The sequence below is a fragment of the Pseudarthrobacter sp. 01T43 genome (genome assembly GCF_056398665.1).
In genome coordinates, this window is the sequence record NZ_JBFTPV010000003.1 from 248,967 (window position 1) to 264,693 (window position 15,727).

General features: G+C 62.6%; 19 protein-coding genes. 6 read left to right on the forward strand and 13 right to left on the reverse strand.

Annotated features, from left to right (window positions below; genetic code table 11):
* Window positions 1-9: 9 nt before the first annotated feature.
* From AC1DIM_RS04600 to AC1DIM_RS04635, 8 genes are all read right to left on the reverse strand, one after another.
* The gene (locus AC1DIM_RS04600) at window positions 10-690 is read right to left on the reverse strand and encodes an urease accessory protein UreF (RefSeq protein WP_477709310.1); all 681 of its coding nucleotides are present in this window, start codon (window positions 688-690) and stop codon (window positions 10-12) included.
* Window positions 671-1,153 (reverse strand): urease accessory protein UreE, encoded by a 483-nt coding sequence (ureE, locus tag AC1DIM_RS04605; RefSeq protein WP_477709311.1) that lies wholly within the window; start codon window positions 1,151-1,153, stop codon window positions 671-673. The genes AC1DIM_RS04600 and ureE overlap by 20 nt, the downstream gene beginning before the upstream one ends.
* A 10-nt stretch (window positions 1,154-1,163) precedes the next feature.
* Window positions 1,164-2,909: an urease subunit alpha gene (gene ureC / locus AC1DIM_RS04610; protein ID WP_477709312.1), complete on the reverse strand. Its 1,746-nt coding sequence runs from the start codon at window positions 2,907-2,909 to the stop codon at window positions 1,164-1,166.
* The gene (locus AC1DIM_RS04615; protein ID WP_477709313.1) at window positions 2,906-3,235 is read right to left on the reverse strand and encodes an urease subunit beta; all 330 of its coding nucleotides are present in this window, start codon (window positions 3,233-3,235) and stop codon (window positions 2,906-2,908) included. The genes ureC and AC1DIM_RS04615 overlap by 4 nt, the downstream gene beginning before the upstream one ends.
* Before the next feature lie 12 nt (window positions 3,236-3,247).
* A complete protein-coding gene (locus AC1DIM_RS04620) occupies window positions 3,248-3,550 on the reverse strand; it encodes an urease subunit gamma (RefSeq protein ID WP_477709314.1) in 303 nt (100 codons plus the stop codon).
* Window positions 3,551-3,767: 217 nt separating this feature from the next.
* The gene (locus tag AC1DIM_RS04625) at window positions 3,768-4,484 is read right to left on the reverse strand and encodes a hypothetical protein (RefSeq protein ID WP_477709315.1); all 717 of its coding nucleotides are present in this window, start codon (window positions 4,482-4,484) and stop codon (window positions 3,768-3,770) included.
* Window positions 4,485-4,652: 168 nt separating this feature from the next.
* On the reverse strand, window positions 4,653-4,997 hold the full coding sequence (locus AC1DIM_RS04630; RefSeq protein ID WP_477709316.1) for a cupin domain-containing protein: 345 nt from the start codon (window positions 4,995-4,997) through the stop codon (window positions 4,653-4,655).
* Window positions 4,998-5,214: 217 nt separating this feature from the next.
* Window positions 5,215-6,270 carry a 2,3-butanediol dehydrogenase gene (locus AC1DIM_RS04635; RefSeq protein WP_477709317.1) on the reverse strand — a complete coding sequence of 352 codons (1,056 nt, stop codon included), beginning with the start codon at window positions 6,268-6,270 and terminating at the stop codon, window positions 5,215-5,217.
* Between the two features lie 300 nt (window positions 6,271-6,570).
* Here AC1DIM_RS04635 and AC1DIM_RS04640 point away from each other — a divergent pair, with 300 nt between their 5' ends.
* From AC1DIM_RS04640 to AC1DIM_RS04655, 4 genes are all read left to right on the forward strand, one after another.
* A complete protein-coding gene (locus AC1DIM_RS04640; RefSeq protein ID WP_477709318.1) occupies window positions 6,571-7,875 on the forward strand; it encodes a diguanylate cyclase domain-containing protein in 1,305 nt (434 codons plus the stop codon).
* A 92-nt stretch (window positions 7,876-7,967) separates the two neighbouring features.
* Window positions 7,968-8,468, forward strand: coding sequence for a cupin domain-containing protein (locus AC1DIM_RS04645; protein ID WP_477709319.1), 501 nt, complete (start codon window positions 7,968-7,970; stop codon window positions 8,466-8,468).
* Between the two features lie 50 nt (window positions 8,469-8,518).
* Window positions 8,519-8,884: a cupin domain-containing protein gene (locus AC1DIM_RS04650; protein ID WP_477709320.1), complete on the forward strand. Its 366-nt coding sequence runs from the start codon at window positions 8,519-8,521 to the stop codon at window positions 8,882-8,884.
* Window positions 8,885-9,007: 123 nt separating this feature from the next.
* Entirely contained in the window at window positions 9,008-9,385 is a 378-nt protein-coding gene (locus AC1DIM_RS04655; protein WP_282331776.1) for a cupin domain-containing protein, read from the forward strand.
* Between the two features lie 79 nt (window positions 9,386-9,464).
* On the opposite strand, the gene AC1DIM_RS04660 is transcribed toward AC1DIM_RS04655, so the two are convergent.
* From AC1DIM_RS04660 to AC1DIM_RS04670, 3 genes are all read right to left on the reverse strand, one after another.
* Window positions 9,465-10,052: a TetR/AcrR family transcriptional regulator gene (locus AC1DIM_RS04660; protein ID WP_477709321.1), complete on the reverse strand. Its 588-nt coding sequence runs from the start codon at window positions 10,050-10,052 to the stop codon at window positions 9,465-9,467.
* 133 nt (window positions 10,053-10,185) lie between these two features.
* Window positions 10,186-11,586 (reverse strand): NAD(P)-binding domain-containing protein, encoded by a 1,401-nt coding sequence (locus tag AC1DIM_RS04665; protein WP_477709322.1) that lies wholly within the window; start codon window positions 11,584-11,586, stop codon window positions 10,186-10,188.
* A gap of 133 nt (window positions 11,587-11,719) precedes the next feature.
* Window positions 11,720-12,100 carry a cupin domain-containing protein gene (locus AC1DIM_RS04670; protein WP_477709323.1) on the reverse strand — a complete coding sequence of 127 codons (381 nt, stop codon included), beginning with the start codon at window positions 12,098-12,100 and terminating at the stop codon, window positions 11,720-11,722.
* A 478-nt stretch (window positions 12,101-12,578) separates the two neighbouring features.
* Here AC1DIM_RS04670 and AC1DIM_RS04675 point away from each other — a divergent pair, with 478 nt between their 5' ends.
* Both AC1DIM_RS04675 and AC1DIM_RS04680 read left to right on the forward strand, forming a co-directional pair.
* Window positions 12,579-12,989 (forward strand): cupin domain-containing protein, encoded by a 411-nt coding sequence (locus AC1DIM_RS04675; protein ID WP_477709324.1) that lies wholly within the window; start codon window positions 12,579-12,581, stop codon window positions 12,987-12,989.
* Window positions 12,990-13,374: 385 nt separating this feature from the next.
* Complete coding sequence (locus AC1DIM_RS04680; protein ID WP_477709325.1) at window positions 13,375-14,871, forward strand: APC family permease; 1,497 nt, start codon at window positions 13,375-13,377, stop codon at window positions 14,869-14,871.
* A gap of 162 nt (window positions 14,872-15,033) precedes the next feature.
* Here AC1DIM_RS04680 and AC1DIM_RS04685 read toward each other — a convergent pair whose 3' ends face one another.
* Together AC1DIM_RS04685 and AC1DIM_RS04690 are read right to left on the reverse strand one after the other, a co-directional pair.
* On the reverse strand, window positions 15,034-15,285 hold the full coding sequence (locus AC1DIM_RS04685) for a hypothetical protein (protein WP_477709326.1): 252 nt from the start codon (window positions 15,283-15,285) through the stop codon (window positions 15,034-15,036).
* Between the two features lie 71 nt (window positions 15,286-15,356).
* Complete coding sequence (locus AC1DIM_RS04690) at window positions 15,357-15,704, reverse strand: hypothetical protein (RefSeq protein ID WP_477709327.1); 348 nt, start codon at window positions 15,702-15,704, stop codon at window positions 15,357-15,359.
* Window positions 15,705-15,727 lie beyond the last annotated feature (23 nt).

Genomic DNA, 15,727 nt, shown 5'->3' on the forward strand with positions numbered 1-15,727 from the left:
GTCCTCCTGTTAGCTCATGAACATGCGCGCACGTTGCCGCTCGTGCCGCATTTGCGAAATTTCCAGTCCGGGGGTCATGGCCCCGAAGTCCTCCGGCGTCAGGTGCCCGATCCGCTCGACGGCGGCAGCGACGTCGTCGGCCGCCCTCCCCAGGAGACGCTGCCCGGCGTTCTGGCCGAGCGGAATGGCCCGCACCGCGTTCTGCGTCAGCGATGTCACGGCGGCGAACAGGTACGCGGCGAGCGCCTCCGCCGGCGGCACGCCGAGGGAACGGGCGACGACGGCGAACGCCAGCGGCTGGTGGCCGGCGGCGCGGCCTGTGGTCACCAGGTCGCTGTACTCCGCCAGCTCGGGCGACGGGAAGATCTGGGAGCCGATCTCCAGCAACCTGCCGCCCATCGTGATGCTGGCCTCGCGCACCTGCCGGGCCAGTAGCTGCGCCGTGAGTACGGCGTCCAGCTCCGCGACGGGAATTCCCTCGTAGAGCAGGCGGATGGCGAGGCCGTCGGAGTGGGTGAGCTGCTGGCCGATAAAGGCCGTGAGCCAGTGCCCATAGGAGTCGGCGTCGTGGATCAGCCCGCGCTCGATGTACGTCTCGAACCCCAGCGAGTGCGCAAAGGCCCCCGTGGGAAGTGCGGAGTCCGTCAGTTGCTGGAGCCCGAGCTGGTAGCTAGTGCGAGTGTTCGGCATGGCGGAAAGGAACAGGCATGACCCGTTCCTGCCGGTCGTAGGGAACACCGGCGTGCTTGAGGTAATCCTCCACGGTGTGGTCATAGGCGCAGACCATGACCTCGGAGCCGTACTCCGAGGATGTGTCGAAGAACTGGGCCTGCAGGTGCCGGTTGCCCAGGGAATGCGCCACGATTCCCATCTCGTGGATGGACCGTGGCGCGATCACCAGGACGTCGGTGGGCAGGACGGAGACCACGATCATGTTGGTGTCCGCCACGTGCAGGATGTCACCGTCCCGCAGGTCCGCCGAACCTGCGGGCAGGCGGATGCCAAGCTCCTTGCCGTGGTCGGTGATGACGCGCTGGATCCGCTTGACCAGCTCGGCGCTGGGCAGGACCACCTTCTCCAGGTGCAGGCCTGCGTACTCCCCCGCGTCCGGCGGTAGATCGTGCAGGTTGCCCAGGACCTTGTCGATAATCACAAAATTGCTCCTAGAAGAGGAAGTAGCGCTGGGCCATGGGCAGCACGTCCGAGGGTTCACAGGTGACGTCCTCGCCGTCCACCGTCACACTGTAGGTTTCCGGGTCCACCTGGATGTCCGGCGTCGCATTGTTGTATTTGAGGTCCGCTTTGGTGAGGGAGCGGATACCGGAAACGGGGCGGATGACCTTTTCCAGTCCGAGTTCTTCCGGCACACCTGCCTCGATGGCGGCCTTGGACAGGAAGGTGATGGAGGCCTGTTGCAGGGCCTTGCCCAAGGTGGCGTACATGGGCCGCATGGTGCGGGGCTGCGGGGTGGGGATGGAGCCGTTGGAGTCGCCCATCAGCGCGTAGGCGATCTGGCCGCCCTTGAGTACCATCCCGGGCTTGACGCCGAAGAACGCCGGGTCCCACAGCACGAGGTCGGCGAACTTTCCCACTTCAACCGAGCCGATGGAGTCCGCCATGCCCTGCGCGATGGCGGGGTTGATGGTGTACTTCGCGACATAGCGCTTGAGCCGGAAGTTGTCGCTCTCGGCCCCGGCGCCGTTCGCGGCACCGTGCGTCCCGCCGTCGGGATCTTTCAATACGCCGCGCTGCCTCTTCATCTTGTCCGCCACCTGCCAGGTGCGGGTCACCACTTCGCCCACGCGGCCCATGGCCTGCGAGTCCGAGGAGGTGATGGCGAAGATGCCCAGGTCCTGCAGGACGTCCTCGGCGGCGATGGTCTCCGCGCGGATGCGGGAATCGGCGAACRCCACATCCTCCGGGATGGCCGGGCTGAGGTGGTGGCACACCATGAGCATGTCCAGGTGCTCTTCGATGGTGTTGCGCGTGTATGGCAGCGTCGGGTTGGTGGAGGCCGGGAGGACATTCGGCAGGCCGGCGATCCTGATGATGTCCGGCGCGTGCCCGCCACCGGCTCCTTCGGTGTGGAACGTGTGGATGACCCGGCCGTCGATGGCCCGGATGGTGTCCTCCACGAAGCCGCACTCGTTGAGGGTGTCGGTGTGGATGGCCACCTGGACGTCATACTCGTCGGCCACCTTCAGGGAGGTGTCGATGGAGGACGTCGTGGCGCCCCAGTCCTCGTGGACCTTCAGCCCGATGGCGCCCGCCCGGATCTGCTCGGCCAAAGGTTCGACGGCGGACGCGTGGCCCTTCCCGAACAGGCCGACGTTGATGGGAAGCCCCTCGACGGCCTGCAGCATGCGCTGGATGTGCCACTTGCCCGGTGTGATGGTGGTGGCTTTGGTGCCTTCCGCCGGGCCGGTGCCGCCGCCCACCATGGTGGTGATCCCGCTGCATAGGGCGGTGGGGACCTGGTCCGGGGAGATGAAGTGGATGTGGGTGTCAATGCCGCCGGCGGTGAGGATCCTCCGCTCCCCGGCGATGATTTCGGTGCTGGCGCCGATCACGATGTCCACGCCGTCGGTGATCTGCGGGTTGCCGGCCTTGCCGATTTTGAAGATGTGGCCGTCCTTGATCGCGACGTCTGCCTTGTAGATGCCGGTGTAGTCCAGGATGATCGCGTTGGTGATGACAGTGTCCGGGACGTCCTCGTCCCTGGTCACCTGGCCGTTGTGGCCCATGCCGTCGCGGATCACCTTGCCGCCGCCGAACACTACTTCCTCGCCGTAGACGGTGAGGTCCTTCTCAATTTCGAGGAACAGGTCGGTGTCGGCCAGGCGGATGGCGTCGCCGGTGGTCGGGCCGTACAGGTCCGCGTACTGTCGGCGGGGAATTTCGAGGCTCATTTGTTTACTCCCTCAGTCTTGGCGAGCGGCCCGTTGACGGCGTTGCTCAGGCCGTAGACCTCCCGGTTGCCTGCCAGTTCGATCAGCCGGACAGGCCTGCTGTCGCCGGGCTCGAACCGGGCGGCGGTGCCTGCAGGGATGTCCAAACGGCGGCCGTATGCGGCGGTGCGGTCAAATTCAAGGGCGGAGTTCGCCTCGGCAAAGTGAAAGTGCGAGCCTACCTGGACGGGCCGGTCGCCGGTGTTGGTGACGACGACGTCAATGGCGTCCCGTCCTGCGTTGAGTGTCACGGGTTCGGACCTGAGGACGTATTCTCCGGGAATCATGGGGCCATGCTCCTATCGGATCGGATCGTGAACGGTGACGAGCTTCGTGCCGTCAGGGAACGTGGCCTCGATCTGGACATCGTGAATCATCTCCGGCACCCCTTCCATGACGTCGTCGCGGGTGAGCAGCGTGGTTCCATAGCTCATCAGGTCCGCCACGGTCCGGCCGTCGCGTGCCCCTTCAATCAGTTCGTAACTGATGAGTGCGACGGCCTCGGGGAAGTTCAGCTTCAGGCCCCGGTCCTGCCTGCGACGGGCGAGGTCGGCGGCTACAACGATCATGAGTTTTTCCTGCTCACGCGGCAAAAGATGCATTGCTTCTCCTTCACGACAAGGTTCGGAACCGCGGAATCCGGGCGTCAGATCCTAAGGCTTGGAACAGCCAGTGGCGTCCGGGGCAACCCTTACGGTTATATGCCTTAAAGCCGGAGTCAGGCAATGGCAAGCAGGCTTCTCATCGAATCCTCCATGGCACCTGTCCACAAGCTGGGAATAGTCTGGCAGCCGCGCGCCGCGGATCTTCCGGAGCGCATTATTTGAGGCTGAGGACCTCATCGATCGGGCGGCCGTTGACGAACACCTGGGCGCTTGTGGCCGCGGATGCCGCCATGGCGGTGTACTCCAGCTGAGCCTTCGCGCGGGGGATGTCGCACACACCTCCCAGCATGAACTGCCCGGAGAGCCAGATGGTGATCGTGCTGCCGTCCAGCTCGCCGCCGAGGTATGTCAGGTTCGACTGGTACAGCACGTTCACGAGTCCCGACATGCCGATGTTGCGGCTCTTGTTCGCGAGCAGGGCCCCGATGCTGGGTCCCACCTGGTCCGTAAAGCGGACCGGTGCCGTGGTGGTGGCGATGAGGCTGTCACCGCAGCCGATCTTTGGCCCGGATATGCCGTTGTCGCCCACGGCGACGTAGTAGACGGTCAGCGGGGCGACCTGCTCCGGGAACCCCGTAAAGGTGGGCTCCGGTGTCGGCGTCTCCGTCGCCGTCGCCGTCGGGCTCGCGGCGGCGGACGACGGCGGGGTGGACGACGGCGGTGCTGTCACCGTGGGAGAAGCCGTCACCGACGCGCTGGTTGAGGCGGTCGGGCCCGCCGTCGCGCTCGGCGCGGCGGACTGGGTCGCGGACGTGGTGGGTGCGGCGGAGCTGGTCGTGGGCGCCGGGGCGGGCGGGCCGAAACAGCCTGTGAGCGCGAACAGGGCGCCAACCCCGAGAACGCTGAATGCCGAAAGCCTGGGCCTGGTCATGATGCCCCCTTGGATGCGGGGCCGCCTTTCGGACCCCTGCTTCAAGTTACGCCGGGGCCGATTGTCCGAATAGGGACTTAAGTCCGGCGGCGCCAGCCTGCCGCCGGGCCGGCGCGTCAATTCCGGGCATGCCGGAAGTGGACGCGCCGGATGCATGGATCCCGGGTCTCAGCGTTTGGCGTAGTCGGCGAATCCCTGCCAGTCGATGATGACGCAGGGCTCGTCTCCGACCACCCAGGCGTCATGCCCAGGGGCCATGGTGGCGAAGTCGCCGGGCCCGTACTCCATCTCTTCGCCGTCATCCATGACCACCTTCATCCGGCCGGAAACGAAGTACCCCATATGGGATGCCTGGCAGCTCTCCGTCTTCGCGATCGGCTTCACGTGTTCGGACCAGCGCCATCCGGGCTTGAACGTGGCGCGCCCGACTGCTCCCTTTTCCATGTTGACGAGTTGAAGCTGGCCGGTATCACCTTCGAAGGGGCGGGTCTCCTCCGGCGAATCCAGGCTCATGCGAACTAGATTTGGCATTTTCATCTCCCGAGCTCGGTGTTTGTGTTGAACTCCGGCGAGGCCTCGATACCCACGGCGGGGAAGGAGATGGAACCCCGCCAGTGAGGCCATTGTCCGCCTGCGCATGGACCCCCGCAAGGACATTTTTGAAGGACGGCTGCTTGGAAGGCCGGCCCGGGTTGGCGTTGTGATGGTTCATCCGGCAGTCCCGCCCCCCCTACGGATGCACCAGCACCTTCACCGCCGTGTCCTTGTGGTTGATGAGGGTGTCAAAGCCCTGCTCCACCAGGTCATCCAAGGCGATCCTGCCGGTGATGAACGGCTTCAGATCCACTTTGCCCTCCTGCACCATCTTGATGACTGCGGCGTGGTCCCGGACGTAGGCGATTGTGCCGCGGAGGTCGATTTCCTTGAGCACCAGCTTCTGCATGTCCACGGTCGCCGGAGCACCCCAGATGGACACGTTGACCACCACGGCACCCGGCCGGACGGCGTCGAGCATGGTGTCCAGCACGGCGTTCACGCCGGCGCACTCGAACGCGACGTCGGCGCCCGCTCCTCCGGTCAACTCCCGCACCCGCGCCGGGACGTTCTCCTGGCTGGGATCGAGCACGTGGTCCGCCACGCCGCTGGAGATCGCCTTCTCCTTCCGCGCCGCGGTCAGTTCGCTGATGATCGTGGTCACGCCCATGCCCTTGAGGACGGCAGCGGTGAGCAGCCCGATGGGGCCTGAGCCGCCCACCAGGGCAACGTCGCCGGCCTTCGCGCCGCTGCGGGCCACGGCGTGGTGCGCCACGGACAGCGGCTCGATCAGGGCCGCCTCGTCCAGGGGAATGTCCCCGATGGGGTGCACCCACCGCTTGTCCACCACGATCTTTTCGCTGAGCCCTCCCCCGCCGCCGGAGAGTCCGATGAAGCCCATCTGCCGGCACAGGTGGTAGCTGCCCGCCTGGCACATGTCGCAGTCGCCGTCCACGAAGTAGGGTTCGACCACCACGTTGTCACCCACCGCGAGCCCCTCCACACCGTCGCCGACCTCGGAGACAGTTCCGGAGAACTCGTGGCCCAGTGTCACCGGTGACTCCTCGCCGGAGAGCGGGTGCGGATGCCCGGGTGCGGGGCAGAAGATGGGACCTTCCAGGTATTCGTGCAGGTCAGTGCCGCAGATGCCGCACCACGCGACGTCGATTTTCACGGCTCCGGCCCGGAGCTCAGGTTCCGGGATGTCCTCGATGCGGATGTCCTTGCGGCCGTGGAATCGTGCTGCCTTCATGATGAGCCTTCCATTCGGTGAACGTGAATATCCTCGAAGGGCCCGGGGCCGGCGAGGCGCCCGGGCCGCACCCGAACATCCTTGCACCGGAGCCGGAGGTTCGGTAGGGACCTTTGGCTGGCGGGTGGCATCGGTGAGTACCTGGCGCATGGCCTATGGGCGTGGCCCCGAAGGAATCATCGTGGTGCTGGCGCAACGGATCGAATGACGCGAATCCACGAAACAGACCCCCTCCTAGCGCCGATCCCCTGGCCCCGCCGTGTAACTTAGGCATAATATCCCCCGGTCCCAGGATGCCCATTGAACACCGCCCCCGCCACGCCGCGCTCGTACAGCCTCCGGCGCGAATGGTCCCGGGCCTTCACCCTGATGCTGCTGGCCCTGCTGGTGGGCGCCGTGGTGACCATCGTCGGTGTCCGTTTTGTGGTGAACCAGATGGAGGGCGCGGCCGGCAGGCTCCAGGCGGAATACGCCAGCGTCGCAGCACTGACGGAAGCCCTCGAATCGCACGAGCAGCTTGGCCATCAAGTGCTGCTGACCTCACCCGTCAACACGCAGGAATTCGCCGCGGAGCAGCGTGACATCGGACGGCTCTTCGACGCGGCCGCCGCGGTTGAGGCCCTCGATAGCGGCCGGCCGGAGGCGCTGGCCGAAGCACGGCAGGACTGGCAGTCCGCCCTGGACAAGGCCGGCTTATGGGACGGCGAAGCGACTATCCGCACCGGCAACAACGCTGCCAACGCGCCGGCGTTCGCAGCCGCCAGCTCCCATGTAAGGATGCAACTGGCCGCCATCCAAAAGGAGTCGTTGCAGGCCCTGGACCGGGGCCTCGTGGACACCCATGCCATGGAAAACCTTCTGGCGGCTGGCCGGGTGGCGCTGTTCCTGGGTGTCATCGGTGCCACGCTGTACTTCCGCCGCCGCATGACAAGGGACCTGAAGCGTCCTCTGAACACCCTGCGCAAGGGCGTTCTCAAAGTCCAGGCCGGGGACTACAGCCACCGCCTGACCGTGGCCCGGCACGATGAACTGGGCGATGTGACGCTGGCGTTCAACGGGATGGCCGCGGCGCTCCAGGACAGCCACGCCACCCTGACGTACCGGGCCACTCACGATGAGCTCACGGGGCTCGGCAACCGCGCGGCGCTCGCAGAACGGCTGGCGGCCGCGTTTGAACCCGGCACCGGCCTCCGGACCCGGCACGAGGGCCTGTTGTTCATCGACATCGACGACTTCAAGGACGTCAATGATTCCCTCGGCCACGCGGGCGGCGACGCCCTGCTTGTCCAGCTGGCGCACCGCCTGCAGGCCAGCGTCCGCAGCCAGGATCTGGTGGCCCGGCTGGGAGGCGACGAGTTCGCCGTCGTGGTGGTGGATCACGACGACGGCACTCCGGCGACTGCGCCTGTCGCCGAGAGGATCTACCAGTCACTCACCGAGCCTTTTGTGATCGGCGGAAGGTCGCTGCGCGTCTCGCTGAGCATGGGCGTCGCGCCGCGCATCGCGGATGCCGCGGATGTCTCGGAGCTGCTGCGGCAGGCGGACTCGGCCATGTACCGGGCGAAGCACGGCGGCAAGGCGAAGTACGAGGTCCACGGCGGGTAAGCCGGCCCCTTGCGGCAGAGGTCAGGCCAGCATTCTTTTCATCACGAACGGTTGACTTGAACATTTGTTCATGTAATGTCTATCACAGCACGGTGATCCACCTCACTATGAGCGATGTAACTGCCATTCACCGGGCATGTCTTGATAGAAGATTTCCGACTCTTGAAACGGTTGAAGCCATGAATGCTGCAGGCACCATTCAGTCCCCGCCAGTGACGACGGGAAACGCAATAGATTTCTGGGCGGCGAAGCCCTTGGAGGCCTTGGGTGGCGACTATGGTCGGCTGCGCTGCCGGTTTATCAATTCTCACCCGGTGGGCAGTTGGGATGACTTTATTCTCTCGGAATGGACGCTTAATTCCTGTGCCTGGGAAGACTTCCACCCGCACAGTGAAACTGCTTTCGTCCTGGAGGGCGAACTCCATATTGAGAGCCAGGGCAAGACTGTCATCCTGAGGCCCGGCGATTCGGCACGCGTCAATCCAGGCGGCGTGGGCCGGTACTGGGCACCGGTCTATGCGCGGATGATCACCATTTATGGCCCAAACCCCGAAGGCATCGAATCGCACTCCTTCCGGTACTCCGAAGTCTGAGTCCCCACCCCCCACGACAGGGACGCCCTGTTCTTTGAAAGGCAATACAAATGACACAACAGATAACCTCAATCTCCGCGACCCTCATCCGCGATGCGAAGAATGTTACGGATCTGGACGATTGGGGTCCCTGCCCTGAAGCGACCGGACCGCAGACGATGGACACTCGCGGAATCTATCTGTGGAAAGACGCGAGCGGTGCAGAGTCCGGCATCTGGGAGTGCACTGCGGGACCCTCTCGCTGGGTTCTCGAGACAAACGAATTTGTGCACGTTCTTTCAGGCTCGATGACCATCACGCCGGACGGCGGCGAGCCCGAATTCGTTGGCCCCGGGACCACGGTCTTCATCCCCCGCGGCTGGAGCGGCAACTGGGAAATTCACGAGACGCTGCGCAAGCTCTACGTAATTTTCTGACACCGAATAAAAGGCTTTCAACCGAGAACCATTCCCAAACAAAAAAATGAACGGTTCCGGCAAAGATAAACAGTTCTGACAAAGACTAGTCAGATTTTCACAACACCACTCACAGGAGAGATCATGGAAACCACAACACTGGGCACATTCACCAAGGCCGGATCCATCCACAAGGTGGAAAACGGCTTTATCGGACTGCCGTCAATGAACGTCCCGGGCGTCGACGCCGCCATCGGCGACTCCCTCACCCACCCCAACGGTTCGGTCATGAGCTCCGGATTCTTCGAGCTCAAGGCCTCCGAGCCGCTGGTCTACACGTACACCTGCGACGAAATGAAGGTCGTCGTCAAGGGTGAATTCATCCTCACCGACCGGGCGACAGGAGAAGTGACACACGCCAAGGAGCGCGACGTGCTCTTCTTCCCCAAGGGGGCAGAAATTACCTTTGAAACCCCCGACTACGGTCTGGGCTTCTTCACCGCCCACGGCTCCATGTCCTAAGGAAGCCCTAAGCGACCCGGTTCATGGCCGCCACCCATCAGGTGGCGGCCATGAACCTGGCGAACCATGGCGACGCGACCTAAACGCCGGCTTTGGTCAGGAGCGCGTCGATCATCAGGAAGAACAGGGTGCTGTGATCTGCAGCCCGGGGGTCGGTCATGTATTGGATGGCCGCGCCGTCGTAAATCATCAGAAAGAGCCTCACCAGCGTCGGGAAGCCCATGAGGCACTCCTCCCCGTTGTTTAGCGCGGCGGAGGAGAATATGTTTCCCAGTTCCACTTCATAGGCGGGATAAATCTTCGCCGCCAGCGGGCTGACGGCGGCATTGCGTGTTGCCCACAAAATGAGTTCGATCTCAGCAAGTATGTTCGCCGGCTCTTCCTCCAGGGCTCGCCAATAACCTTCAGCCACTTGTTCCACAGCCTTGCGCAGACCCAGATGGACCGGCACGTCACTGGAAAAGCGACTCAGATTCTTCAACCAGGCCTCGGCGGCCCTGCCCATAAGTTCGTCTTTATCGCTAAAGCAATAATGAGCCGTAGCCAAGGGAGCATTAGCCTCCTTGGCAATCGCCCGCATAGTTACCGACTGGATGCCCTCACGGCGCATAATTTCAACCGTGGCCGCAATCAGCTGTTCTTTTCGTTCCGAAGCGGATACCCGCATAGACCACTCTCCGCGGTTGTGGCTGGGAAGACTTGGATTCCGGTAGCGCCGAGGACCGTATCCTGGCTGTCGATGCAACAGCCAGGATACGGTCCGGAGCGCCGGAAGCCCTCTACATGATGGCTGCCTGTAGCTAACTCGCGGCCACGGTGTCGGCTACGAGATAGGGCACGCCGGCGTCCGCATCCTGCGACGGGCCCTCCAGGTACCGCTTCATGGAGTCATCCATGGCGTTGAGCCAGCGGGTGTGGTGCTTGGTCGCCATGGTGCCGGTGACCACGGATCGGTGGAGCATGTCCCGGTATCCCAGGATGTCCGTCTCCTTGTGGTGCATCCAGTCCTTGAACAACTGGCAAACAGCGTCCAGGTCGAAGGGCGGGTAATCCGTGGCCTCGATGAGCTCCCGCAGGTAGTCCGTCTGGAAGTCGGCCTCGGCATCGTGGTTTGGCAGTGCGGCCTGGCGCTCGAGCCAGAGCTGGATGTCCGCCTCGCGCTCGGCGAGGGACGGCAGCTCGATCACTCCGGTCATGACGTCGCGGGCAAACCAGGCCTGCGCGTCGAACATGTTGAAGGTGTAGTACTGGTCCTGCGCACCCAGGTAGAACAGGTTCGTGTTCTGTTGCCACACGACGCCCTTGTAGAGGTTGCCGGGGTACAGCACGTTCGGCGACTTCAGCGACAGCTCACTGGGAAGGTACGGGTACTTGTGCTGGTATCCGGTGCAAAGCACGACGGCGTCAAAGTCATCTTGGGTGCCATCGCTGAAGTATGCGGTGGGGCCATTGAAGTGGGTGACGAGCGGGCGCTCCACCGTGTTCTCCGGCCAGTCATAGGCCATCGGGGTAGTGCGGTAGCTGAGCGTAATGGACGCGGCGCCCATCTTGTGGGACTGCATGCCAATGTCCTCAGCGGAATAGCTGCTGCCAATCATGAGCAGATTCTTGCCGTAAAACCGCTCGGCTCCGCGGAAATCATGGGCGTGCATAACCTCGCCAGGGAAAGTCTTGATGCCCTTGAACTCAGGGACTGACGGGACGGAGAAGTGGCCGGTCGCAATCACGAGCTTGTCGAACACGTGGGTTTCAGTGAGGTTGGTCTTGAGGTCCTCCACCGTCAGCGTGAATTCCTGCGTGGCCTCGTTGTAGCTGGTGTGCCGTGCAACGCTGTTGAACCGAACGTACTTGCGGACGTCGGACTTCTCCACGCGGCCCTTGATGTAGTCGAAGAGGACTTCGCGGGGAGGGAAGGAAGAAATAGGACGGCCAAAGTGCTCGTCAAAGGAATAGTCCGAGAACTCCAGGCACTCCTTGGGCCCATTGGACCAGAGGTGGCGGTACATGCTGGAGTGAACCGGCTCGCCGTGTGCATCCAGCCCGATACGCCAGCTGTTGTTCCACTGTCCGCCCCACTCGTCCTGCTTCTCAAAGCACATGATGTCGGGGATTTCGGCCCCTTTTTGGCGTGCTGATTCGAAGGCCCGCAGTTGTGCCATGCCGCTGGGGCCCGCACCAATGATTCCGACTCGAAGTGTCATGTTGCTTTCCTCTTCCTAATGTTCATGGGCCGCAGATGCGCGGCGTTGTGGCTTCTTACTGGATTTTCCATCACGGTCTTGGGCACGTCGCGGGACGGGGGCATCCCCCSTCCCGCGAACGCGCTGGACCGTCCTAGGGTTCGAAGGTGCGGTCGCCGACGAAGAACCCCAGGGCGTATTCAGGGGTTTCGAACTTGACAGTGGTGCCTTTGGGGAAGAACAGCACGTCGCGTTCCTTGGCGTGCGTCACGTCGCCCGTCGTCTGGTCCGTGAGGATGAATTCGCCCTGGATAACCACCTTCATTTCGTCGTAGGTGTACGTGTACACCAGGGGCTCGGAGGCCTTCAGCTCGAAGAATCCGGCGCACATGACCGAACCCTCGGGGTTGTGGAGGGAATCGCCGATCGCAGCGTCAGTCCCTGGCTCGTTCATCGACGGCAGGGCGGTGAAGCCGTTTTCTACTTTGTGGATGGAGCCGGCCTTGCTCAGTGTTCCTACGAGGGTGGTTTCCATGGTCTCTCCTGTGAAGTAGGCGAAGAGTTCTTCAGAACTCGTCGTTGAGGGCATAAATAGCCATAGGGATTGCGCTTGTGGCACATACGGGGACTGCGTTGAAGGTCACCTCTGAAACCGGGTTATGGCTCCGGGAGGCATGGTTGCAAATCCGACATTCCTGATTCGCGACGGACCGGCTCAGCTCCTCTTTGAACCAAATCGGTGTGAAGTGAATCACGTTTGTTCGTTCACCGACTTTCACATGAACGGCCGTGCAAGTCAATCGTTCAGGAAAAGATTTCCCGAGATTCTTTTTGAGAACTGACCCTCAGATAGATGCGTGAAAAACATGCACATTCCTACTCATGGACCCTTGACTAGGACGACTGTCAATGTCACAGTATTCAAATCCGTGATCCACATCACGTTGATCCACCTGATTTTAGATTCACCGAAGTTCCCTTAGCAGGCTTCCATTGAAGAACGGTGAAAGATTATGGCCACAGCCACCACCCAGCACCCGTCACTGACGACGGGCGAAACGATCGACTTCTGGTCAATGCAGTCCATGAAGGTCATGAAAGACGAATGGCCGCGGCTGCGCTGCAGATTTATCAACGCGAATCCCGACGGCCCCTGGGATGACTTCCGGCTCTCGGAATGGGAAATGGAAGCCTGCGGGTGGGAAGACTTCCACCCTCACTCCGAAACGAACTTCGTCGTGGAAGGCGAACTGTACATCGAGAGTGAGGGCAAGACTGTCGTGCTGAGACCCGGCGATTCAGCACGCGTTAACCCCGGACAGCTTGGCCACTACTGGGCACCCGTCTACGCCCGGATGGTGACAATTTACGGTCCCAACCCCGAGGGTGCAGCGTCGCACTCCTTCCGGTACTACGAACTCTAGGATTCAGCTTCCCAGCCGCTCCCGGCGCGGCGCCCGCGGGTCATCACCAGGATGGCTGCATGCCACCTTCTGCCACGTTCCCCGCATCCGTTCGCCCAAGTGCTTCTGCGCATCTGCAGGTTGGCCGAGCCATAAAAAGCATAAAGATATATCAATCTTTGGCTTGCCGCACAGTGCGCACAAAAGCCTCGGTATTTCAGAAATTTACGTGCCAATATAGCGCCCCGGATGGCATGCAATTTGAATCAGCGGGCTAATCCGCCGTTGCATTGTGCGCCGCCTTATTCAAGGCGCCTGCAGGGATATTCCCGAGGCCGCCGCGGTATTCAAAAGCTTTCTACCCAAACCTCACAGACCAGGCGACTTGTCGCCCAAGGAGACTGTCATGAGTAAAAACATTTCGGATGGCGTTGGCCACCTGGAAAGATCCATCAACTGGAAACAGGGGTTGGCCATTGCCCTGGGTGTGCCTCTGTTGATTCTGCCGTCCTTGGGCTACCTGCCCATGTACATGGCGGCCGCAGCAATCCTGGTCTGGGGGTTGTCGGTCATGCAGGGCTTTATACAGAACGCTGCCTATGCCGAGATGGCTACCACTTTTCCCAAGGCCTCCGGCCTGCCAGGTTTCGCCCAGCATGTCTTCCGCACCGAGAACTATAAGGGCAAGTACGACAAGGGCAAGCTGATCGGCGGCTTCTCCGCCTGGAGCTACTGGTTTGCCTGGAACCCGGTCCTGGCGATCTTCGCCATCCTGGTGGGCGGCTACCTGCACGGACTGTTTCCGGTGCTGGCCGAGACCTTCACCGAGTATCAGCTCTCCTTGATCTCGGGCCTGGTAATTTTCGCAGGGTTGTTCGTTGTTAACTGGTTCGGCCTCAAGGACGGCGCCATCCTGGGTTACGTCCTCGCCGCGGTTTCCCTGATCCCGCTGATCATCCTGGCCGTGGCGCCCTTTGCTACCGGACACGTTGACATGGCCAATATCACCGGCAACTGGTGGCCGGCAGACTGGTCTTGGGACATGCACCACATCCTGATTCTCTTTGGCATCTTTGCGATCGCACAGTGGAGTGCCTGCGGCTGGGAAACGGCAGCCATCTACGCCCCTGAATACAAGAACCCATCCAAAGACGTCCCCAAAGCGCTGTTTTCCTGCGGCCTCATTTGCTTAGTCTCATACGTACTGGTGCAAACTTCGGTGATCGGCGTGCTTGGCGTTGACGGTGTGATGGCGGAGCCTCTCTCGCCCCTGATTCCCGTGGCCCGGGCCGTCTTTGGCGAAGCGGGCTCCGTCATCACCATCATCATGCTGATCGCGGCCATGATCCTCATCATCCAGACGGCTTACCTGGGTTCTTCCCGGGCCCTGCACTCCATGACGACCGAAGGCAACCTTCCCCGTGTCTTCGGCAAGACGAACCGCCATGGCACCCCGTTCATTGCCTTGCTCGTCACTGCGGCGTTCAACATGGTCCTGATTTCCATGGGATCCCTCGCGGCAATCCTGGCGGCCGCCGCCATTGGTTACACCTGTGCCAACGGCATCAGCCTGTTCGCCTACGTCAGGGCCAAGAAGCACCCGGCCTTCGCCACCTTGGAAAGGCCCTTCAAAGCGCCCAAGGGCTGGAAGCATGTCGCCATGCTCTTCGGCCTGTTCAACCTGCCGCTGTGCCTGATCGGCGTGGTCTACCTGAACAGCCAGGAAATCGGCTGGACCTCAACCTGGCTCGGCTTCCTCGTCCTGTCCCTCTACATTCCCATCTGGCTGTACTCGCAGCGCGAATCGCGTGGCTCGAAGGATGAAGCAGTCGCTGTCATTCCTTCTGTCACCAGTTCAGACGACGATGCCGACGACCTGGAATCGGTCTCATCGTATAAGTGACATCGACTGCGGGCCGGTCAGCAGTTCTGCTGACCGGCCCGCAGCCGTGCGGCGCAGGCGCGAGTTGTGAGGATGATGACGATGAAGCGCCACCATCCGCCCAATAGCTGTGGCCCAGGCCGGCCAGCGTGGCAAGGGAACCCGCCACGCCGATTGCCAGCACTACCGTCCGGCATGTTTGAGCATCCTGGGCCAGGACCGGTGCGGCGGCTCGTGGAGCGCGCGGCCGGGGTCGGTCCGGCGGGCCCGGAGCCGTCCGGCGAACCCGAGGAGAAGGACGACGGCGACACTCGCACCTACCGCGGCGGCCGCCAGCGAGAGGGCGCCGGCAATGACGGTGCTCAGTGCAACGAGGCTCCACCCGGCCACCCCAGCCATGGAGGCCGCCACACCGCCGATAACGCTGGCGCACATGACGTCGCCCGCGGATGGCAAGGCGGAAGCCGCTCCCGCCGAGGAAGCGGCTTCGGCCGGCAGATCGGGGGTTATGCCCAGATGTATTCTTCGGCGATTGCCCCGTCATGCCACTTCGCCACGGTCACCATGCGGCTCCCGTCTGCGAACTCGCCGATGACACAGGTCCACTCACCTGATCCGAAGGCGATGGGATGTGCGGTGATCTGAGGTGGCGTGCCACCCGCGGATTCAACGAAAGCCTTCATCGCGTCAATGTGTTCGGTGACTCCGCGGGTTGGTTCCTGGCCTTTCCAGTCCACCAGGACGTCCTCGGTGTGGTGATGGGCAAAGACGCCGTTCCAGTCGGCCTTGTTCCAGCCGTCGAAGTCGAGATCGTCCATTCCCTTGAGATTCTGGCCAACGCTTTCGTCCTGCATGGTGTCTCCGTTCTCCTAGCGCC